This window comes from Micromonospora sp. NPDC049301, from assembly GCF_040678715.1.
Classification (GTDB): domain Bacteria; phylum Actinomycetota; class Actinomycetes; order Mycobacteriales; family Micromonosporaceae; genus Micromonospora.
Map to the genome: position 1 here is coordinate 54,244 of NZ_JBFAQO010000003.1, position 20,704 is coordinate 74,947.

The window sequence follows — 20,704 nt, forward strand, 5'->3', positions numbered from 1 at the left end:
GCGTGCGGTATCCACGAACGCCGCTGAAGGGTTGCCACGATGACCGACGACCTGCTGGCCCGGCACCGGGCCGTGCTTCCGTCCTGGATGCCGATCTACTACGCCGAGCCGATCGAGCTGGTCGCCGGCTCGGGCCGCCGGGTCACCGACGCGCAGGGCCGCAGCTACCTGGACTTCTTCGGTGGCGTGCTGACCAACATGATCGGCTACGACATCCCGGAGATCCGGGAGGCGGTCGAGCGTCAGCTCGCCACCGGCATCGTGCACAGCTCGACGCTCTACCTGATTCGTCAGCAGGTGGAGTTGGCCGAGAAGATCGCCCAGCGCTCCGGCATCCCGGACGCGCGGGTGTTCTTCACCAACTCCGGCACCGAGGCGAACGAGGCGGCGCTGCTGGTGGCCACCAATCACCGCCGGTCGCACCAGATCCTGGCCGTGCGCAACAGCTACCACGGCCGGTCGTACGCGGCGATGGGCGTCACCGGCAACCGCAACTGGTCGGCCAGCGGGCTCAACCCGCTCCAGGTCGCCTGGCTGCACTCGGGTGACCGAGTGCGCGGCCTGCTCGCCCGGCTCAGTGACGAGGAGCAGGTCGACGCGGCGGTGGAGGACCTGCGCGAGGTGCTGGCGACCCAGACCGCCGGCGACGTGGCGGCGCTGATCGCCGAGCCGATCCAGGGCGTGGGTGGCTTCGTGCACCCGCCGGACGGGCTCTTCGCCGGCTGGAAGAAGGTCCTCGACGAGCACGGCATCCTGTTCATCGCCGACGAGGTGCAGACCGGCTGGGGGCGTACCGGGGAGCACTTCTGGGGCTACCAGGCGCACGGTGTCACCCCCGATCTGCTCACCTTCGCCAAGGGCATCGGCAACGGGTTCGCGCTGGCCGGGGTGGTCGGGCGGGCCGAGGTGCTGGAGTCGGTGCCGGCGATCAGCTTCTCCACGTTCGGCGGCAACCCGATCTCCACGGCGGCCGGCAACGCGGTGCTCGACTACCTGATCGCGCACGACCTCCAGGCGAACGCGGCCCGGGTCGGCGCGATCCTCGCCGACGGCCTGCGGTCCGCCGTGGGCGGTCTCGACTGCGTCGCGGAGGTACGCGGGAAGGGGCTGATGCTCGGCGTCGAGTTCGTCCGGCCGGGCACCAGCGAGCCCGACCCGGCGTTGACCAACCGGGTGTTCGAGGCGTGCCGGGAGAGCGGCCTGCTCGCCGGCAAGGGCGGCCTGTACGGCAACGTGCTGCGGATGGGTCCACCTCTGACGTTGACGGAGGAGGAGGCCCGTGAGGGCCTGGCCATCCTCGTCGACGCGATCCGCTCGGCGGCGGGGGTGGCGGCATGAGCATCGGGCACTTCATCGACGGCAAGCGGGTCGGCGGGACGTCCGAGCGGCGTGGCGACGTGTTCGACCCGGCGACGGGTCGGCGTACCGCCGAGGTGGAGCTGGCCTCGACCGCGGACGTCGACGTCGCGGTGCAGGCCGCCGCCCGCGCCGCCCGGGCCTGGCGGGACGCGTCGTTGGCCAAGCGGTCGGCGGTGCTGTTCGCCTTCCGGGAGTTGGTGCACACCCGCCGGGACCGGCTCGCCGAGGTGATCACGGCCGAGCACGGCAAGGTGCTCGCCGACGCCGCCGGGGAGGTGCAGCGTGGCCTGGAGGTGATCGAGTACGCCTGCGGCCTGCCCTCGGCGCTGCGCGGCGCGTTCAGCGAGAACGTCTCCACCGAGGTCGACTCGTACACCATCCGGCAGCCGCTCGGGGTGGTCGCCGTGATCTCCCCGTTCAACTTCCCGGTGATGGTGCCGCTGTGGTTCGTGCCGGTCGCGGTGGCGTGCGGCAACGCGGTGGTGCTCAAGCCGAGCGAGAAGGACCCGAGCGCGGCGCTGCTGCTGGCCGAGTGGTTCGCCGAGGCGGGCCTGCCCGACGGGGTGCTGAACGTGGTCAACGGGGACAAGGAGGCGGTGGACGCGCTGCTGGACCACCCGGAGGTGAGGTCGGTGTCCTTCGTCGGCTCCACCCCGATCGCCCGGTACGTCTACCAGCGCGGCACCGCCGCCGGTAAGCGGGTGCAGGCGCTGGGCGGGGCGAAGAACCACATGGTGGTGCTCCCCGACGCCGACCTGGACCTGGCCGCCGACGCGGCGGTCAACGCCGGGTTCGGCTCGGCGGGGGAGCGGTGCATGGCCATCTCGGTGCTGGTGGCGGTGGAGCCGGTCGCGGACGCGCTGGTCGAGCGGATCGCCGCGCGGATGGCCGCGTTGCGCACCGGTGACGGCCGGCGGGGCTGCGACATGGGCCCGCTGGTCACCGCGGCCCACGCGGCGAAGGTGCGCTCCTACGTCGACGCCGGGGTGGCCGCCGGGGCGGTGCCGGTGGTGGACGGGCGGGACGTGACGCCGGACGGCGACCCGGCCGGCTTCTGGCTGGGTCCGACGCTGTTCGACCGGGTGACCCCGCAGATGTCGATCTACACGGACGAGATCTTCGGGCCGGTGCTGAGCGTGGTCCGGGTCGGCTCGTACGACGAGGCGGTGGAGCTGGTCAACGCCAGCCCGTACGGCAACGGCACGGCGATCTTCACCAACGACGGCGGTGCGGCCCGGCGCTACCAGCACGAGGTGGAGGTGGGCATGGTCGGGATCAACGTGCCGATCCCGGTGCCGATGGCGTACCACTCGTTCGGGGGCTGGAAGTCCTCGCTCTTCGGGGACCTGCACGCGCACGGCGAGGACGGGGTGCGTTTCTTCACCCGGGGCAAGGTGGTCACCAGCCGGTGGCTGGACCCGCGCCACGGCGGGGTCAACCTCGGGTTCCCCACCCAGACCTGAGCAGCCGCAGCACGCCCGCCCCGGCCAGGTACGCCAGCAGCGCCGGGACGGGCGTGCCGAGCGGTTCCGGGGTGCGCGCCGGGGTCGCGCTGTTGATCAGCAGCGCGGCCACCACGGCGGCGTAGCCGGCCACGGTCAGCGCCATCCGGGTCCGGGTGCCGCCGCCGGCCCGTCGGCCGGTGCGGTGCCGGCTGCTGCGCGCCTCCACCGGCCCGAAGATGGCGACCAGGACCGCCAGGACAGCCGTGAGCAGCAGCAGCCAGGGCACCCGCCACGCCCACCAGGTGGCCGAGCCGACCGCCGGCGTGGGCAGTGTTTCGGTCGCGTCGAGCAGGCCGACCAACAGGATGGCGGCGGTGAGGTGCCAGAGGAAGACGGTCAGCACCACCAGGTTGACCCCGATCACGAGCTGCCACGGGCCGGAACGGCGCAGCAGGCGCGTCGCGGGGCCGCGCAGCAGCAGGATCAGGCCGAGTTGCGTGGCGGCGACGGCGAGCAGCGCGAGGCTGGGCGGCGCGGCGTTGTCCAGCCGCTCGCCGGGCACGTGCAGCATGGCCACCGGCCACGGGCCGAGCACGGTGAGCAGCGGCAGTGCGGCCAGCCCGACGGCCAGGAACACCACGCCGGCCCGGCGGGAGGTGGGCAGCCGGCGCCGGCGTACCCCCGGACGGTCGGGTGCCGGCGGCCCGGCGGAGTCGGCCACGCCGGGTGGTGCGGCGCGGGTGTCGTGCCAGGCGAAGCCGAGCTGGTGTATGGCCAGCCAGCCGAACAGGTAGTTGCCGAAGGCCAGCTCTGCCGGCCCGGTCAGCCGCCCGAGGTCGCCGAGGCCGACCAGCGCGACCAGCACCAGCGGGACGGCCAGGCCGAAGCGGCGGTGCAGCGCGTACATCGGTGGGGTGAGCGCGACCACCGCCAGGTAGGCGACGAGGAACCAGAGCGGGATGGTGGCGAACCAGAACACCTCGCGGATCCGGGTCGCGTCGGCGCCGAGCAGCCGGGCCACCGCCGCCGCGGCGCTGAGCACCAGCACCAGCACGCTGGTGGGCCGCACCAGTCGGGCGCTGCGGTCGAGCAACCAGCCGGCGGCATCGCCGCCCCGGGCCGGCAGCCGGGTCAGCGAGGCCGCGTTCGCGTAGCCGCCGACCAGGAAGAAGACCGGCATCACCTGGGCCACCCAGGTCAGCGGGTACGCCCACGGCAGGTCGGCGAGCGCGGAGTGCCCGGTGGGCCGGCCGGCGGCGTCCCGATCGATCGCCGTGACGCCCCAGTGTCCGAGGACGACCATGATGATGGCGAGGGCGCGGAGCAGGTCGACGTACCGCTCCCGGCCGGCCGGGGTGCGCTCGGCGAGCTGACGCAGGCGGCGCATCGACCCAGGCTATGCGACCCGCTGCTGGCCGGTGGTGATAACGGTTCGGCAGCCGGGGGTTGAAGTCCGCGCGTCGCTGCCGTAGAAATTCTTCAACGACTTCGTGTCAAATGAAGACAAGCAACACATCCCCCTGCGCCTCGATGCGACGGACGCCACCCCCATCACCCGGCGCCCGCCCGACCCGACCCGAGGAGACACCATGAACAGGCGTGAAATCCTGCGGCGCAGCGCCGCCGCCGGCCTGCTGGCGACCCCCGCCGCCGGCCTGCTTGCCGGCTGTGCCACCGGCGGAGGCGACGACGACAAAGACACCGCCGCCTACAAGGGCACCAAGAGCGAGCAGAACCCGCTCGGCGTCAAAGAGGACGCGCCGCTCGAGGTGGTGATCTTCGGCGGCGGCTTCGGCGACGAGTACGCCAAGGCCCACGAGGCCATGTACACCGAGAAGTATCCCAAGGCGAAGATCAATCACTCCGTCACCCAGGAGATCAGCAAGACCCTCCAGCCGCGCTTCGTCGACGGCACCCCGCCGGACGTGGTCAACAACTCCGGCACCGGCCAGATCGACTTCAACGGCCTGGTCAGCCAGAACGCCCTCGCCGACCTCGGGGAGCTGCTCGCCGCCCCGAGCCTCGACGTTCCCGGCAAGACGGTCAAGGACACCCTGCTGCCCGGCGCCGTCGAGATCGGTTCGTACGACGGCAAGTTTCTGGTGCTCAACTACACCTACACCGCGTACGGCATCTGGTACTCCAACAAGCTGTTCACCGAGCGCAAATGGGAGTACGCCAAGACCTGGGACGATCACATCGCGCTCTGCAAGCAGATCAAGGCCGCCGGCATCGCCCCCTGGACGTACGCCGGCCTGCACCCGCGCTACATGAGCTGGCCGCTGATCTCCACGGCGATCAAGTTCGGCGGCCTGTCGGTGGCCACCGCCATCGACAACCTGGAGCCGAACGCCTGGAAGTCGGACTCGATGAAGGCCGCCGCCGACGCGTGGCACCAGATCGTCAAGGACAAGTACATCCTGGAGGGCTCGCCCGGCCTGGACCACAAGCAGTCGCAGACCGCCTGGTGTCAGGGCAAGGCCGCGTTCATCTCCTGCGGGTCCTGGCTGGAGAGCGAGCAGAAGGACGTCACCCCCGCCGGGTTCAACATGACCATCGCACCGACGCCGAGCCTGGGCAGCGGCGACAAACTGCCGTTCGAGGCGATCCGCGGCACCGCCGGTGAGCCGTTCCTGGTGCCCGCCAAGGCCCGCAACGTCGCAGGCGGCCTCGAATACTTCCGGACCATGCTGTCGCGCAAGGGCGCCCAGGACTTCACCCGGAAGGTCGCCAGCCTCACCGTGGTCGCCGGCGCCACCGAGGGCGTCGAGCTGCCGTACGGGTTGACCACCGTGGTCAAGGCCCTGGACGCCTCCGGCGCCAACGGGTTCAACTGGGTCTACAACAACTTCTACCGCAAGCTGGAGCGCAACCTCGTCGACGCGGCGTGCGGCGAGTTCTTCAGCGGTCGGATCGGCCCCGCGGACTTCCTCGACCAGTGCCAGAAGGGCGCCGACTCGATCGCCCAGGACAGCACGATCAAGAAGTTCAAGCGGGCTGCGTGACACCTCGGCCGGTGGGGGCGACCGCCCCCACCGGCCGCACCACGGGAAGTAGGTCCTCATCGTGAGACATGGCAAGTGGCCGCTGATCGTCACCTTCCTGGTGCCGCCGGTGCTGCTGTACGTCGTCTTCGTCGTGTCGCCGTACCTCCAGGCGTTCCAGATCTCCACCACCGACTGGCTCGGCTACTCCGCCGACGCCAACTCGGTCGGGTTGGCGAACTTCAAGACCCTGTGGCACGACGACTATGTCTGGAACGCGTTGCAGAACAACGCGGTCCTGCTGGCCCTGGTGCCGGTGCTGACCATCGTGCTCGGGCTCTTCTTCGCCACGATGCTGGCCATGGGCGGGCGCAAGGGCCGCGCCGGGGTGACCGGGGTACGCGGGGGAGCGTTCTACCGCACGGTCTACTTCTTCCCGCAGGTGCTCTCCGTGGTGATCATCGCGTTGCTCTGGAAGGAGGTCTACCACCCGAACAAGGGCCTGCTCACCAGTGCCCTGCACGCCCTCGGCCTGCCCTCGCCGACCTGGCTCGGCGACCCGGCGACCGCCTTCTGGTGCGTGCTCGCGGTGATGGTCTGGAGCAACGTCGGCTTCTACGTGGTGCTGTTCGGCGCGGCCATGTCGGCCGTACCGAAGGAGATCTACGAGGCGGTGCTGCTCGACGGAGCGTCCCGGTTCACCACCCTGCGCCGCGTCACCCTGCCCCTGCTCTGGGACACCATCCAGGTCGCCTGGGTCTACCTGGCCATCTTCGCCCTGGACGGGTTCATCCTCGTGCAGCTGATGACCAACGGTGGGCCGAACTTCTCCACCGACGTGGTCGGCGTACGGATGTACGACACCGCCTTCGGCAGTGAGACCAAGTTCGGCTACGCCTCGGCGATCGGCGTGGTGATGTTCTTCCTGACCCTGTCGGTGGCGGTGCTGTCGCTGCGGGTCGGCCGGCGCGATCGGATCGAGTACTCGTGACCACACTGGACAAGCCCGCCACCGCCGCCACCGCGCCGACGCCGGCCGCCGGCCGGGACCGCCCGATCCGCCGGGACCTCGGTGTGGCCAACGTGTTCTCGCACGGCTTCCTGCTGCTGTGGGGCCTGCTCACCGTGCTGCCGCTGCTGTGGATGTTCATCAGCTCCTTCAAGACCAACGGCGAGATCCTGGCCGACCCGTGGGGGCTACCCGGGGCGCTGCACCTGGACAACTGGGCGCGGGCCTGGACGGGCGCGCACATCGGCCGGTACTTTCTCAACAGCCTGGTGGTGGTGGCCGGCTCGGTCAGCCTCACCATGCTGATGGGCGCCACCGCCGCGTACGTCTTCGCCCGGTACGAGTTCCGCGGCCGCCAGTTCGTCTACTACCTGTTCGTCGGCGGGCTGATGTTCCCGGTGTTCCTCGCGCTGGTGCCGCTCTTCTTCGTGGTCCGCAACGCCGGTCTCTTCGGCACCTGGACCGGCTTGATCCTGGTGTACGCGGCCTACTCGCTGCCGTTCACGGTGTTCTTCCTGACCGCGTTCTTCCGGACCCTGCCGACCTCGGTGGCGGAGGCGGCGATGGTCGACGGCTGCGGTCACTTCCGGCTGTTCTTCCGGGTGATGCTGCCCATGGCGCGTCCGGGACTGATCAGTGTGGCGATCTTCAACTTCCTCAGCCACTGGAACCAGTTCCTGCTGCCGCAGGTGCTGATGCAGGGCGACGAGTCCAAGTGGGTGCTCGCGCAGGGGCTGTTCGCCCTGTCGGTCAGCCAGGGCTACGCCGGCGACTACGCCCGGCTGTTCGCGGGGCTGAGCATCGCGGTGCTGCCGGTGCTCGCCGTGTACGTGGGCTTCCAGCGGCAGGTGCAGTCCGGGCTGACCGCAGGCCAGCTCAAGTAGGGTCTCGGCTTGACCGGTAGGAAATCTCCTACCTATTGTGGTCGGCATGACCGTGACCCATGTGCAACTACTCTCCGTACCCGTCACCGACCAGGATCGGGCCCGGGACTTCTACGTCGACGTCCTCGGGTTCGACCTGGTCTGGGACAACCCGATGGGCCCCGACGGCGGGCGCTGGGTGCAGGTGGCGCCCCCGGGCGCCGCCACCGCCCTCACCCTGGTCACCTGGTTCCCGACCATGCCGCCCGGGTCCCTCAAGGGCCTGGTGCTGGAGACCGACGACCTGGACGCGGACGTCGCCCGCCTCCGGGAGCGGGGGGTCGACTTCGCCGACGGGGGCATCCAGTCCGCCCCCTGGGGCCGGTACGCCACCTTCGACGATCCCGACGGCAACGGCATCGTCCTCCAGGCGACCCGTGTCTGAGTCGGACGTCTTCGCGGCGCTGGCCAACCCGACCCGTCGCGAGCTGCTGCGGCTGCTGCGCGACGGTGGGCAGCAGCCGGTGCAGCGGCTCGCCGACCACTTCGACATGCGCCGGCCGAGCCTGTCCGAGCACCTCAAGGTGCTCAAGGAGGCCGGCCTGGTGGTCGAGCGGCCGGTCGGCCGGCAGCGGCTGTACGCCCTGCGTCCGGAGCCGCTGCGGGAGGTCGCCGACTGGCTCAGCCCGTACGAGGCGTACTGGCGCGGTCGACTCGGTGCGCTGCGCGACGTGCTGGACGAGCTCGACGATGAGTGAGCGCGGCACCATCCGGGTGGATCAGTTCCTGCCCCACCCGCCGGCCAAGGTCTGGCGGGTGCTGACCGATCCTGATCTCATCGCGCGCTGGCTCATGCAGACCGACTTCGTGCCGGTCGTCGGCCACCGGTTCACGTTCCGCACCGACCCGCGCCCCGGGTTCGACGGCATCGTGCACTGCGAGGTGCTCGACCTGGACCCGCAACGCCTGCTGCGCTGGTCCTGGCGGGGCGGATCGCTGGACACGGTGGTGACCTGGACCCTCGCCGCCGAGGGCCGGGGCACCCGGCTCTTCCTCGAACACTCCGGCTTCGACCCGGACGACCCGCTCCAGCAGCGCACCTACGCCCTGCTCGACGGCGGCTGGCGCTCGCACGTCTGGCGCCGGCTCACCAAGGTCCTCGACGCCCTCCAGCCCTAGCCCTGCGCCCGCATCGCGCGCCGCGCTCCGCACGGCCATGATCACGCTCGATCCTGGAAAGAGTCCCTTCGTCTCGGCGGGAGGCCACTACTTCCTGGGTCGGGCGCGATCATGCACGTCGCCAGCGAGGCGTGGGGCGCGGTGGGGTGGTCAGGGGGCGGGGAAGAGGCGGGCGTGCAGGGCGGCCGGGTCGGTCACCTCGGGCAGTTCGCGGGCGGCGAGCCAGGCTGCGGCGGCGGCCCCGTCGCCGGCGGTGCACAGCGGCGCGGCCGGCCAGCGCTGCGCGATCTCGCCCCGGACGGCGGCGGCCAGCGGGGTGTCCGCGGTGAGCAGTCCGCCGCCGAGCACGACGGGCGTCACGGCCCCGGCGGGGCGGATCCGGCCCACGCTGTCGACCAGGTGCGCGGCGGCCTCGGCGACCAGTGCGGTGGCGACCGGTTCGCCGTCGGCGGCGGCGGTGATGACCAGCGGCGCCAGCCGGGCCAGCTCGATGGGGGGTCGCCGGGTCACCGCCTGGATCGTGGCGTCGACGGTGTCCCGGGGGCGGGCGGCGATCTCGGTGCTGCCCATCAGGTCGGTGAGCACCGCCGTGGTCAGCGCACCGGGGGCGTGGCCGGCGTCCAGGTCGGCGAGCAGCCGGCGGACCGACTCGCGGCCCAGCCAGAAGCCGGACCCGGCGTCGCCGAGCAGCCAGCCGTGGCCGTCGGCGACCCGGTCCAGCCGCAGGTCGCGGACCTGGGCGGTGATCGCCCCGGTGCCGGCGATGAGCACCGTGCCGTCCGGGGCGGCGGTCCCGGAGGCGTAGGCCACCAGGGCGTCGCCGTGCACGGCGTACGGGCAGCGCAGGCCGGCCTCCTGCCAGGCCCGGTCGAAGGCGGCCCGGCCGGCCGGATCGGCGAGCAGTCGGGCGGCCCCGGCCAGCCCGATGGTGCCGGCCGCCACCCGGGTCGGGTCGACGTCGGCGAGCGCGCCGCGCAGGGCGCTCAGCAGCTCGGTGGCGGCTCGGTCGGCGCCGTGGCTGGTGGGGTTGCCACCACCCGCCCGGCCGGTGCCGAGGCGCTCGCCGGTGAGGGTCAGGGCGGTCGCCCGGGTGGACGTACCCCCGACGTCGAGACCGACCACGACGGTGTCGGACATCGGCACGGGCCTCCTTGCGCTGCGCGGCGACGGGCCTGTTCATGCTGGTCGGCCCCGTCGCGCCGGGCAAGATCTGGCCGGCGCGGCGGGTTGTGCGCCAGGTAACAGTTTGAAAACTTCGCCCACAGGCTTGACACGGAGTGCCGTTCAGTAAGAAATTTTACCACTAACAGTTAACAGTCTTTTCGGAAAGGTGAGGCGTCGCATGGTTGATCACGAGGTGGACACCGCCGCGGGGACCGCGGTGGTCGACGCCGACGCGTTCGACCGGCGGGGCTCGCTCGGGTCGGCCTCCGACGGGGTCCTGGCCCGCGTCCGCAACGGTCTCGGCGAGCTGACCGGCGCCCTGCGCCGCGTCGCCGAGCACGTGCTGAGCGACCCGGAGGCGGCCGCCCGGTCGACCATAGTGGAGCTGGCCGAGCGCAGCGGCACCTCGCCGGCGACCATCACCCGGTTCTGTCGGGCGATGGGCTTCGAGGGCTACGCGGACCTGCGACTGGGCATCGCCTCCGAGACCGGCCGGGCACGCTCGGCCGGTTGGACCGTCGACATCGGACGGGAGATCCAGCCGAGCGACCCGCTGGCCCGGGTGCTCGACCAGATCATGGCCGCCGACACCCGGGCCATGCACGACACCGCGACGCTGCTCGACCTCGCCGAGGTGGAGCGGGCCGCGGTGGCGATCGCCGGCGCCAGCCGGGTGAACATCTTCGGCGCCAGCGGCAGCGCGCTGGTCGGCGAGGAGATGCAGTTCAGCCTGCACCGCATCGGGGTCGCCGCCTGGGCCTGGAACGACGTGCACGAGGGGCTGGCCAGCGCCGCGCTGCTGCGCGGCGGGGACGTGGCGCTGGGCATCTCGCACACCGGCCAGACCCGGGAGACGATCGAGATGCTCGCCGAGGCGGGCAGCCGGGGCGCTACCACGATCGCCCTCACCGGCTTCCCCCGCTCACCCCTGGCCGAGCTGGCCGACATCGTGCTGCTCACCGCCAGCCAGGCGACCACCTTCCGGCCGGACGCGCTCTCCGCCCGCCACCCCCAGCTGGTGGTGCTCGACCTGCTCTACATCGCCGTCGCCCAGCGCACCCACGACCGCGCGCACGCGGCCTTCCGGCGTACGGCGCAGGCCGTCGACGGGCACAAGGCCGCGAAGGGAGGCCTCTCATGATCAGCGCCCAGCGGTACGCGGACGCGGTCCGCCCGATGCTCGACCGGCTGCTCGACAGCGAGGCCGACGGCATCACCCGGGCCGCCGACCTGATCGCCGACAGCCTGCGCGCCGGTGGTGTGCTCCAGGCGTTCGGTGCCGGGCACTCCGAGGCGTTCGCCGCGGAACTGGTCGCCCGCGCCGGCGGGCTGGTCCCCACCAACCGGCTCTCGGTACGTGACCTGGTGGTGCACGGCGACGCCCCGCGCGGTGTGCTCGCCGACCCCAAGCTGGAACGTGATCCCTCCATCGCCCACCAGATCTACGCGCTCGCGGCACCTCAGCCGCGGGACGTGTTCGTGGTGGCGTCCCAATCCGGCATCAACGGCTCGGTGGTCGAGCTGGCGGCGCTGGTCACCGAGCGCGGTCACCCGTTGATCGCGGTCACCTCGGTCGAGCACACGGCTCGGGTGGCTCCACGGCACCCGTCCGGGCAACGGCTCGCCGACCTCGCCGACGTCGTGCTGGACAACGGCGCGCCGTACGGCGATGCACTGCTGCCGCTCGAGGGCGGCGGCGCGGTCTGTGCGGTCTCCTCGGTCACCACCGCGCTGCTGGCGCAGCTGCTGACCGCGGAGGTCGTACGACGGTTCCACCAGGCCGGAGAGGTGCCCCCTATCTACCTCTCCGCCAACGTCCCCGGCGGGGACGAGCACAACATCGCCCTCGAGTCGCGGTACGCCGGGCGTCTCCGGCGTACCGCCTGACCCGAATTCCACAAGGAGAGACGACGATGTCGATTACCCCCGAGCACCCGGCCGAACTCGACCGCCGCACGGTGCTGCGTCGCGCCGCCGCCGTGGGCATGCTCGCCACTCCGGCCATCGGCCTGCTCAGCGCCTGCGCCACCAGCGGCGACGACAAGGAGAACGAGCAGGTCGCCGGCGGCACCAAGAGCGAGAAGAACCCGCTGGGTGTCAAGGAGGACGCCCCGATCGAGGTGGTCATCTTCAACGGCGGTTACGGCGAGAAGTACGCCACCGACGTGCACGAGCCGCTGTACAAGACGGCGTTCCCCAAGTCCGAGGTCAAGCACCAGGCGACCCAGGCGGTCTCCACGGTGCTGCAGCCGCGGTTCGCCGGCGGCAACCCGCCGGAGTTCGTCAACAACTCGGGCGAGAAGTTCCTCGACTTCGGTGCGCTCGTCAACGACGGCCAGCTGCAGGACCTCACCGAGCTGTGGGACGCGCCGTCGGTCGACGACCCGAGCAAGAAGGTCCGCGACACCGTCATCCCGGGCGTTGTCGAGCAGGGCATGTTCAACACCGCCGACGGGGGGCGCAAGCCGTTCGTCCTCTACTACGTCTCGACGGTCTACGGCATCTGGTACTCCGGCAAGCTCTTCAAGGACAACGGCTGGACGGCGCCCACCAACTGGGAGCAGTTCAAGGCGCTGTGCGAGCAGATCAAGGCCAAGGGCATCACGCCGTACGGCTACGCCGGGGCGAACGCGGCCTACTACCAGTGGAACGTGATCCTCACGCAGGCCGCGAAGATCGGCGGCACCGATGTCCTGAAGAACATCGACAACCTGGAGGACGGCGCCTGGAAGCAGGACGCCGTCAAGCAGGCCGCTGAGGCGTGGGCCGAGATCGGCGCAAAGTACTCGGACAAGAGCTTCGAGGGGCTCAAGCACACCGACGTGCAGCTGCGGCAGAACCAGGGCAAGGTCGCCTTCTACCCGTCCGGCGACTGGCTGGAGAACGAGCAGAAGAAGGACACGCCGGCGGGCTTCACCTACCAGCTCATGCCGGTGCCCAGCCTCACCGCGTCGGACAAGCTGCCGGCGACCGCTATCCGGGCGGCCGGTGGCGAGGGATACTTCGTCTCGTCGAAGAGCAAGAACCCGCGTGGCGGGATGGAGTACATGCGTCAGATGCTCTCCAAGGCGGGTGCCCGGGGCTTCACCGAGACCGTCGGTGCGGCCACGGTCGTGCCGGCCGGCAGCGAGGGCTTCCAGTTCCCGCCGGGTGTGGCCAGCGCGCAGGCTGCGCTGAAGGCGGCCGGCAAGGACGTGTTCAACATGCTCTTCGACAACTGGTACAAGGAGCTCGACACGGAGGCGCGGACCGCCACCAACGAGCTGATGTTCGGCCGGATCAAGGCGGACGCCTTCGTGGAGCGGATCCAGAAGCGCGCCGACGCGATCAAGAAGGATTCCTCCGTCACCAAGTTCAAGCGCTGATCGGAGCGTAGGGGTCATGCGGCACGGCAAGTATCCGTTCGTGATCGGGTTCCTGTTCGCCCCGGTCACGCTGTACGTGGTCTTCGTCATCGCGCCGTACGCGCAGGCGTTCCAGATCTCGATGACCAACTGGCGGGGGCTGTCGGCCCCGCAGTGGGTGGGCTTCGACAACTACCGGAGGCTGCTCGACGACGGCAGCTTCTGGAAGGCGGTCCAGCACCACGGCGTACTGCTGCTTGCCCTGCCGCTGATCACCATCGCCATCGCACTGTTCTTCTCGTTCCTGCTCAACGTGGGCGGCAAGAGCAGCGGCGGGCAACGCCAGGGGGTCTGGGGGGCGAAGTTCTACCGGGTGGTGTTCTTCTTCCCCCAGGTCCTGGCGGTGGCCATCATCGCGGTGCTGTTCCAGATGGTCTACCGGCCCAACGAGTCCGGTCTGATCAACGGCGTGCTGATGAAGTTCGGCTTCGATCCGGTGCTCTTCCTGATCCGGCCGAACCTGGCCCTCTGGTCGATCATCGCGGTGCTGGTCTGGCAGGCGGTCGGCTTCTACGTGGTGCTCTTCTCGGCCGGGATGGCCTCCATTCCGGGTGAGATCTACGAGGCGGCCGAGATGGACGGCGCGACCAAGGTGACGCTGTTCTTCCGGGTCACCCTGCCGCTGCTCTGGGACACCCTCCAGGTGGCGTGGGTCTATCTGGGCATCGCGGCGTTCGACGCGTTCGCCATCGTCGCGGTGCTCTCCGTGGACGGTGGCGGCCCGGACGGCGCCACCACGGTTCTGGCCATGGAGATCTACCGCAACGCCTTCGTCTACTCGAAGTACGGCTACGCCTCCGCGATGGGTGTGGCGCTCTTCTTCCTGACCCTCACGTTCGCGGCGCTGACGCTGCGGCTCACCAAGCGGGAAAGCGTGGAGTACTGATGAACCCGCAGTCGACGCTGCCGCCGACGCCGGCGGCGCTACCGCCGAAGACCGGCGAACCGGGTGCCCCCGTCGGGCGGGGGCGCAAGGGCCCCCACTCGGAGGCGCGGCTCTTCGCCGGCCTGGGGCACATCGCGCTCGCCGTGTGGGCGGTGATCGTGATCGTGCCGATCCTCTGGACCTTCCTCGCCGCGTTCAAGAACACCACCGAGATCTTCAGCAGCCCGTGGACGCTGCCGGCAGAGCTGCGCTGGGAGAACTTCAGCCGGGCCTGGACCACGGCGCGCGTCGGCCGGTACTTCATCAACAGCGTCATCGTGGTCGGGTGCAGCACCTTTGGCACGATGCTGCTCGGTTCGATGGCGGCGTACGTGCTGGCACGGTACAAGTTCTGGGGCAACCGGGCGATCTACTACCTGTTCGTCTCCGGGTTGGCCTTCCCGGTCTTCCTGGCCCTGGTGCCGCTCTTCTTCGTGGTGAAGAACCTGGGCCTGCTGGACACCCACACCGGTGTGGTGCTGGTCTACATCGCGTACTCGCTGCCGTTCACGATCTTCTTCCTGGCCGCGTTCTTCAAGACGCTGCCGTCGTCGGTGGCCGAGGCGGGGTTGATCGACGGCTGCGGGCACACCCGACTGTTCTTCCAGGTCATGATGCCGATGGCGAAGCCGGGCCTGATCAGCGTGGCGATCTTCAACATCATCGGCCAGTGGGCGCAGTACCAGCTGCCGCTGGTGCTGCTGTCCAACGCGAAGGACAAGTGGGTGCTCACCCAGGGCATCGCGGACATCTCGGTCAACGCCGGCTACGAGGCGGACTGGTCGGGGTTGTTCGCGGCGCTGACCATCGCCATCCTCCCGATGATCATCGTGTACGCGATCTTCCAGCGCCAGATCCAGGCCGGCCTCACCTCCGGCGCCGTGAAGTAGGGGCATGACGTGGGGAAGGGCACCGGGGCGTTGACCCGGTGCCCTTCCGCTCATCTCGGGTGCTCGTCGGCGTGGGCGTGCCAGGAGTGCCAGAGAGCGGCGTACGCCCCGCCGGCCGCGACGAGTTCGTGGTGGCTGCCGATCTCGGTGATCCGGCCGTCCGCCAGGACGGCGACCCGGTCGGCGTCGTGCGCGGTGTTGAGCCGGTGCGCGATCGCGATGACGGTCCGCCCGACGAGTACGGCGGCCAACGCCCGTTCGGTACGCCGGGCGGTCGTCGGGTCGAGCGCGGCGGTCGCCTCGTCCAGGATCAGCGTGTGCGGGTCGGCGAGCACCAGCCGGGCCAGCGCCAACTGTTGCGCCTCGGCCGCGCCGAGCTGCCGGGCACCGTCTCCGAGCGGGGTGTCCAGGCCGTCGGGCAGCTCCGCGTACCAGTCGGCGCCCACCGTGGCCAGCGCCGAGCGCATCTGCTCGTCGGAGGCGTCCGGGGCGGCGAAGGCGAGGTTGTCGCGTACCGAGCCGATGAAGACGTGGTGTTCCTGCGTGACCAGGGCGACCCGGCGCCGACGCTCGGCGGGGTCGAGGTCGGTCACCGGGCAGCCACCGATGCTGACGACGCCGCGGCGCGGCGCGTCGATCCCGGCCAGCAGCCGGGCCAGAGTGGACTTGCCGGCTCCCGACGGGCCGACGACGGCCAGCCGCTCGCCGGGCCGCACCTCCAGGTCGATGCCGTGCAGCACGTCGTGGCCCTCGGCGTACGAGAACCGCGCCTCGCGCACGACGAGCCGCTCTCCCCGTGACGTGATCACCGTGCCGGGTGGCTCCGGCGGGACCAGGCCGACGCCGAGCACCCGGGCGAACGACGCGAAGCCGCGCTGTGCCTGCTCGGTCCACTGGAGAAGCTGGTCCAGCGGCTCGATCGCCTGCTGGAGGTAGAGCGCGGCGGCGACCACCGCGCCGAGCGACACCATCTCCTCCGAGAGCAGATACCCGCCGACGAGCAGGACGATGGCGACCGGCAGCGGATAGCTCGCCTCCACCGCGGTGAAGAACACCGTGCGCAGCGCGAGTGTCGCCCGCCGGGCCCGCCACACCCGGGCGATGCGGGTGGTGCCGTGCCGGATCCGGTCGTCGGCCAGCCGGAGCGCCTCGACGGTGCGGGCGCCCTCGGCGGTGGTGGTCAGCGTCTCGGTCAGCTCCGCGGCCGCCGCACCCTCGGCGAGGTACGCGGAGCTGGCCCGCCGCAGGTACCAGCGGGTGACCGCGACGATCGACGGCAGCCCGGCCAGCGCCGCCAGCCCGAGCAGCGGGTGCAGCAGGAAGACCGCCCCGAACAGCAGCGTCAGCTGCACCGAGGCGATGACGATGGTGGGCACCACGTCCCGGACGGTGGTGCCGACCGTCGACACGTCGACCGAGCTGCGGGTGGCCAGGTCCCCGGAACCGGCCCGTTCGACGACCGAGACGGGCAGCCCGAGCGTCCGGTCGACGAACTCCTCGCGCAGCTCCGCGACGGCTCGCTCCCCGAACCGGTGGCCGGCGTACTGGGCGTAGCGGGAGAGCAACGCGCTCACCAGGACGCACCCGCCGATCGCCAGGGCCAGCCGGTCCACCATGGCCACACCGGCGCCGGCGGTGACCCGGTCGACGATGGTGCCCAGCAACCACGGCGGGGCGAGGCCGGCGACCGCGGCGGCGCCGTGCAGCGCCAGGACGATGCCGACCGAACGCCGGTGCCGGCCGATCAGGTCCCGCAGCGCCCGGCGTACGGTGCCGCGCTCCGCGACCGGCAGCCGGCTCACCGGTAGGCCCCTTCGGTGTCGGCGGGCCGATCCAGGTCGGGATCGGCGCTGTCCCGGGCCACCAGGTGCCGGTAGCCGGGGTCCTGGTCGAGCAGGTCGGCGTGGGTGCCGGTGGCGACGATCCGGTCGGCACGCAGGTGGGCGACCAGGTCGGTCCGGCTGAGCAGCAGCGGCGAGGTGGCGAGCACGACCGTCGTCAGCCCGGCCCGCGCGACACGGAGCCGCTCGGCGATCCGCGCCTCGGTGTGCGCGTCCACCGCCGACGTCGGGTCGACGAGGATCAGCACCTCCGGCTCGGCGAGCAGCACCCGGGCCAGGCGTACCCGTTGGCGCTGGCCGCCGGAGAGCGTACGGGCTCGGGCGTCGATCGGGGTGTCCAGGCCGGCCGGCAGCGCGTCGACGATGTCCTGGGCCGACGCGGCCCGCAGCGTCGCGGTGATCCGGTCGTCGTCGGCGTCCGTCGCCGTTCGGGAGAGCAGGATCTCCCGCAGCGTGCCGGGGAACAGGTACGAGTCGTGGTCGGCGACCAGGATGCGCGCGCGGACCTCCTCCAGGGCGATGCCGGTCAGCGGCACGCCGCCCCAGGTGGCGTCGCTGGCGACGTACCGGCCGAGCCGGTCCGCCAGGGCCAGCGCCGCCGCCGGATCGTCGGCGGCCACACCGGTCAGCCGACCGGCGGGGACGGTCAGCCCGGTGACCGGGTCGTGCAGGTCGGCGGCGTGCGCCGGCGCGGCCACGCCCGCCGGGCGGCGTGGGTCGGGTACCCCGCTGCGGCCCCGCCGGTCCGCTGCGGTGCGCGGGCCGCCGACGTCGTCCGGGGTCAGTGCGAGCAGGGCGACGATCCGCCGGGCGGCGACCCGGCCGCGGATCAGCTGGTGGCTGCCTTCGAGGAGGAACCAGACCGGCACGATGAGGGTCGCCACGTAGCCGTAGACGGCGACCAGCTCACCGATCGTGACGTCACCGGTCACCGCCATCCGGGCCGTCAGCCACACCACGGCCGCGAGGAACAGCCCGGGGATGGCGACGGTCGCCGCGTCGATCCAGCTGTTGACCGCGCCGACCCGGTAGCCCTCGGCGAGCAGGTCGCGGGATCTGGCCGCGTACCGGCGGGCGAACAGGTCCCGGCCGCCCACCCCGGCGAGCACCCGCAGCCCGGCCACGATGTCGCCGGATCGGGCGGTGAGCTGGCCCTGCTGCTTGCGGTAGACCGATTCGGCGCGCTCCAGGCGGCGTAGCAGCGGACCGACGACCAGCCCGACCGCGGGCACTCCCAGCAGGATGCAGAGCGCGAGCATCGGGGAGATCGACCAGAGCACCACGGCGATGACCGCGTACGCGACGACCGCGCCGACCCCTGGCCCGGTCAGCGTCAGCACCTGCGCCGACCAGTCGATGTCGGAGCCGCCGATGGTGGCCACCTCGCCGGCGGCGACCCGGCGCGGCAGCACCGCGCCGATGCGGGACACCTGCCGCAGCACGACGGCCGCGGAGCGGGCCTTGGCGTCCTCCCGGATGAAGGTCATGGTGCGGTGCCGCATGATCCCCAGGTACGACAGCCCCGCACCCGCGACGAGGATCGCCGTCACCCAGAGGGCCAGGGCGCCGGTGTCGCCCGTGCGCAGCCCGTCGTCGACGGCGCGCGCGATCAGGTACGGCCGGACCGACAGCCCGATCATCCAGGCCGTCCCGAGCAGGCTGCCGCGCAGCACCCGCCAGGGCTGGCAGCGGACCAGCCACCAGAGGTATCGCATCGGACCCCCGATGTCCGGACTTCCAGGGTCGGAATGCGGAATCTGCGGGGGCATCCGGCCACGCTACCGATCCCTTGAACGACCCATCGACCCGTTTCTCGGCACACGCCCAGATGTAAGGAAGGGCACGTTCCTTCCCTGTCACAGGGGCGAGGCAGAATCGCATCTGTGCTGGTGGCGGTGGTGGCGGATGAGCGGGGTGGGGGAGAGTTGCGTCCGCTGGATGCCGCCGGCCGGCCCGTCGGCCCGACCGAGAGCGTCAGCGACCTGGCCGCAGCGGTGGCCGCGCGGGAGGCCGCCGAGCATCCGCGGTGGGTCTGGCCGAGCGCCGGTGCGATCTATCCCGCGCTGCTGCGGGCCGGGGTGCGTGTCGAGCGTTGTCTCGACGTGGAGCTGACCGAGGCGCTGCTGCTCGGGCACGCCGGCCGCTGGGGTGAGCCGCGCTCGCTCGCGGCCGCCTGGGCCCGGCTCAGCGGCGCGCCGGTGCCGCCGGATCCGCCGCCGCGCCCGGCAGCGCCGCCGGGGCAGGGGCAGGCCGCGCTCTTCGACGCGCTGCCCGGCCCGGCGGGTCCCGGCATCGACGCCCTGACCCGGGTGTACGCGGACCAGCTCGCCCGGGTCGCCGCCACCGAGCACCCGGGTCGGTTCCGGCTGCTGGTGGCCGCCGAGTCGGCCGGCGCGCTGATCGCCGTGGAGATGGGCGTCGCCGGGCTGCCGTGGCGGGCCGAGGTGCACGACGCCATCCTCGCCGAGTTGCTCGGTGAGCCGTCCCCCGTCGGCGGTCCGCCGCGCCGGTTGGCCGAGCTGGCCGCCCGGATCGCCGAGGCGTTCGGCGTCCGCCGGCTGCACGCCGACTCTCCGGCGGAGCTGCTGAAGGCGTTCGCGCGGGCCGGGGTGGAGCTGCCCAACACGCGCGCCTGGGTGCTGCGCGGCGTGGACCACCCGGCGGTGCCGCTGGTGCTGGAGTACAAGGAGCTCTACCGGATCTGGACGGCGCACGGCTGGTCCTGGCGCGAGCAGTGGGTCCGCGACGGGCGGTTCCAGCCGGAGTACGTGCCGGGCGGGGTGGTCTCGGGCCGCTGGGCGACCCGGGGCGGTGGCGCGTTGCAGATTCCCAAGGTGATTCGCCGGGCGGTGGTGGCCGACCCGGGCTGGCGGTTGGTGGTCGCCGACGCCGGCCAGTTGGAGCCCCGGGTGCTGGCCGCGGTCTCCGGCGACGCGCGGTTGGCCGCGGCGGGCGGGGCCGGTGACCTCTACGCCGCCCTCGCCCGGGACGCCTTCGCCGGTGATCGGGCCCGGGCCAAGGTGGCCCTGCTCGGCGCGATGTACGGGCAGACCGGCGGGGCGGCGGTGCCCGCGCTGGCGGTGCTGAAGCGCAGCTATCCGACGGCGTTCGGCTACGTCGAGGCGGCGGCGCGCACCGGCGAGGCGGGCGGGTTGGTGCGCTCGTGGCTGGGGCGTACCTGCCCGCCCGGATCGGCCGGGTTCGGCGACCCGGACGAGGTGACCGATCCGGATGGCGCGGCCGACCGGCAGAGCCCGCGCGCCCGCGCCGCGCGGTCCCGGGGGCGCTTCACCCGCAACTTCGTCATCCAGGCCACCGCCGCGGAGTGGGCGTCGACGCTGCTGGCCACGCTGCGCACCGAGCTGGCCGGCACCGAGGCCGAGCTGGTCTTCTTCCAGCACGACGAGGTGATCGTGCACTGTCCGGCGGCGCAGGCCGAGGCGGTGGCCCAGGCCGTGGGTCGCAGCGGTGAGCGGGCCACGGCACTGCTGTTCGGCGGCACCCCGGTGCGCTTTCCGCTGGATCTGTCCATCGTCGACTGTTACGCCGACGCGGCATAGCGCACAATTTTCCTATTTGCCCCGCTACCCGGGGCCGGCCGCGCTCGTTGCATCCGGTGTCCGTAGGACGGGACGGACCGG

General features: G+C 71.8%; 18 protein-coding genes. 14 read left to right on the forward strand and 4 right to left on the reverse strand.

Annotated elements, in window-relative coordinates; genetic code table 11:
• Positions 1-39: 39 nt before the first annotated feature.
• Positions 40-1,338 (forward strand): aspartate aminotransferase family protein, encoded by a 1,299-nt coding sequence (locus tag AB0K07_RS10220; RefSeq protein ID WP_363752960.1) that lies wholly within the window; start codon positions 40-42, stop codon positions 1,336-1,338.
• Positions 1,335-2,822: a CoA-acylating methylmalonate-semialdehyde dehydrogenase gene (locus AB0K07_RS10225; RefSeq protein ID WP_363752963.1), complete on the forward strand. Its 1,488-nt coding sequence runs from the start codon at positions 1,335-1,337 to the stop codon at positions 2,820-2,822. Before AB0K07_RS10220 ends, AB0K07_RS10225 begins: the two co-directional genes overlap by 4 nt.
• Here AB0K07_RS10225 and AB0K07_RS10230 read toward each other — a convergent pair.
• A complete protein-coding gene (locus AB0K07_RS10230) occupies positions 2,794-4,191 on the reverse strand; it encodes an acyltransferase (protein WP_363752966.1) in 1,398 nt (465 codons plus the stop codon). The genes AB0K07_RS10225 and AB0K07_RS10230 overlap by 29 nt on opposite strands.
• 202 nt (positions 4,192-4,393) lie before the next feature.
• Here AB0K07_RS10230 and ngcE (AB0K07_RS10235) point away from each other — a divergent pair, with 202 nt between their 5' ends.
• The 6 genes from ngcE (AB0K07_RS10235) (at position 4,394) to AB0K07_RS10260 (ending at position 8,839) form a co-directional block, all read left to right on the forward strand.
• A complete protein-coding gene (gene ngcE / locus AB0K07_RS10235) occupies positions 4,394-5,809 on the forward strand; it encodes an N-acetylglucosamine/diacetylchitobiose ABC transporter substrate-binding protein (RefSeq protein WP_363752969.1) in 1,416 nt (471 codons plus the stop codon).
• Between the two features lie 61 nt (positions 5,810-5,870).
• The gene (locus tag AB0K07_RS10240; protein ID WP_363752971.1) at positions 5,871-6,779 is read left to right on the forward strand and encodes a sugar ABC transporter permease; all 909 of its coding nucleotides are present in this window, start codon (positions 5,871-5,873) and stop codon (positions 6,777-6,779) included.
• Positions 6,776-7,681, forward strand: coding sequence for a carbohydrate ABC transporter permease (locus tag AB0K07_RS10245; protein ID WP_363752974.1), 906 nt, complete (start codon positions 6,776-6,778; stop codon positions 7,679-7,681). The genes AB0K07_RS10240 and AB0K07_RS10245 overlap by 4 nt, the downstream gene beginning before the upstream one ends.
• Before the next feature lie 46 nt (positions 7,682-7,727).
• Entirely contained in the window at positions 7,728-8,105 is a 378-nt protein-coding gene (locus AB0K07_RS10250; RefSeq protein WP_363752977.1) for a glyoxalase superfamily protein, read from the forward strand.
• The gene (locus AB0K07_RS10255) at positions 8,098-8,418 is read left to right on the forward strand and encodes a metalloregulator ArsR/SmtB family transcription factor (RefSeq protein WP_074307661.1); all 321 of its coding nucleotides are present in this window, start codon (positions 8,098-8,100) and stop codon (positions 8,416-8,418) included. The genes AB0K07_RS10250 and AB0K07_RS10255 overlap by 8 nt, the downstream gene beginning before the upstream one ends.
• Positions 8,411-8,839: an SRPBCC domain-containing protein gene (locus AB0K07_RS10260; RefSeq protein ID WP_363752979.1), complete on the forward strand. Its 429-nt coding sequence runs from the start codon at positions 8,411-8,413 to the stop codon at positions 8,837-8,839. Before AB0K07_RS10255 ends, AB0K07_RS10260 begins: the two co-directional genes overlap by 8 nt.
• Before the next feature lie 150 nt (positions 8,840-8,989).
• Here AB0K07_RS10260 and AB0K07_RS10265 read toward each other — a convergent pair whose 3' ends face one another.
• The gene (locus tag AB0K07_RS10265) at positions 8,990-9,976 is read right to left on the reverse strand and encodes a BadF/BadG/BcrA/BcrD ATPase family protein (protein ID WP_363752981.1); all 987 of its coding nucleotides are present in this window, start codon (positions 9,974-9,976) and stop codon (positions 8,990-8,992) included.
• 205 nt (positions 9,977-10,181) lie between these two features.
• On the opposite strand from AB0K07_RS10265, the gene AB0K07_RS10270 reads away from it, so the two are divergent.
• Genes AB0K07_RS10270 through AB0K07_RS10290 form a run of 5 tightly spaced genes read left to right on the forward strand, consistent with a single transcriptional unit; the run spans position 10,182 to position 15,222 of the window.
• Complete coding sequence (locus AB0K07_RS10270; protein ID WP_363752984.1) at positions 10,182-11,144, forward strand: MurR/RpiR family transcriptional regulator; 963 nt, start codon at positions 10,182-10,184, stop codon at positions 11,142-11,144.
• Entirely contained in the window at positions 11,141-11,890 is a 750-nt protein-coding gene (locus AB0K07_RS10275) for an SIS domain-containing protein (RefSeq protein ID WP_363752986.1), read from the forward strand. Before AB0K07_RS10270 ends, AB0K07_RS10275 begins: the two co-directional genes overlap by 4 nt.
• A 26-nt stretch (positions 11,891-11,916) precedes the next feature.
• Positions 11,917-13,368 (forward strand): N-acetylglucosamine/diacetylchitobiose ABC transporter substrate-binding protein, encoded by a 1,452-nt coding sequence (gene ngcE, locus AB0K07_RS10280; protein WP_363752989.1) that lies wholly within the window; start codon positions 11,917-11,919, stop codon positions 13,366-13,368.
• Between the two features lie 16 nt (positions 13,369-13,384).
• The gene (locus AB0K07_RS10285) at positions 13,385-14,293 is read left to right on the forward strand and encodes a sugar ABC transporter permease (RefSeq protein WP_363752991.1); all 909 of its coding nucleotides are present in this window, start codon (positions 13,385-13,387) and stop codon (positions 14,291-14,293) included.
• Positions 14,293-15,222, forward strand: coding sequence for a carbohydrate ABC transporter permease (locus AB0K07_RS10290; RefSeq protein WP_363752993.1), 930 nt, complete (start codon positions 14,293-14,295; stop codon positions 15,220-15,222). The genes AB0K07_RS10285 and AB0K07_RS10290 overlap by 1 nt, the downstream gene beginning before the upstream one ends.
• Positions 15,223-15,272: 50 nt before the next feature.
• On the opposite strand, the gene AB0K07_RS10295 is transcribed toward AB0K07_RS10290, so the two are convergent.
• Together AB0K07_RS10295 and AB0K07_RS10300 are read right to left on the reverse strand one after the other, a co-directional pair.
• Positions 15,273-17,024: an ABC transporter ATP-binding protein gene (locus AB0K07_RS10295; protein ID WP_363752995.1), complete on the reverse strand. Its 1,752-nt coding sequence runs from the start codon at positions 17,022-17,024 to the stop codon at positions 15,273-15,275.
• Entirely contained in the window at positions 17,021-18,778 is a 1,758-nt protein-coding gene (locus AB0K07_RS10300) for an ABC transporter ATP-binding protein (protein ID WP_363752998.1), read from the reverse strand. Before AB0K07_RS10300 ends, AB0K07_RS10295 begins: the two co-directional genes overlap by 4 nt.
• A gap of 138 nt (positions 18,779-18,916) precedes the next feature.
• Between AB0K07_RS10300 and AB0K07_RS10305 the strand changes: the two genes are divergently transcribed.
• Entirely contained in the window at positions 18,917-20,623 is a 1,707-nt protein-coding gene (locus AB0K07_RS10305) for a bifunctional 3'-5' exonuclease/DNA polymerase (protein ID WP_363754249.1), read from the forward strand.
• The last annotated feature ends 81 nt before the right edge of the window (positions 20,624-20,704 follow it).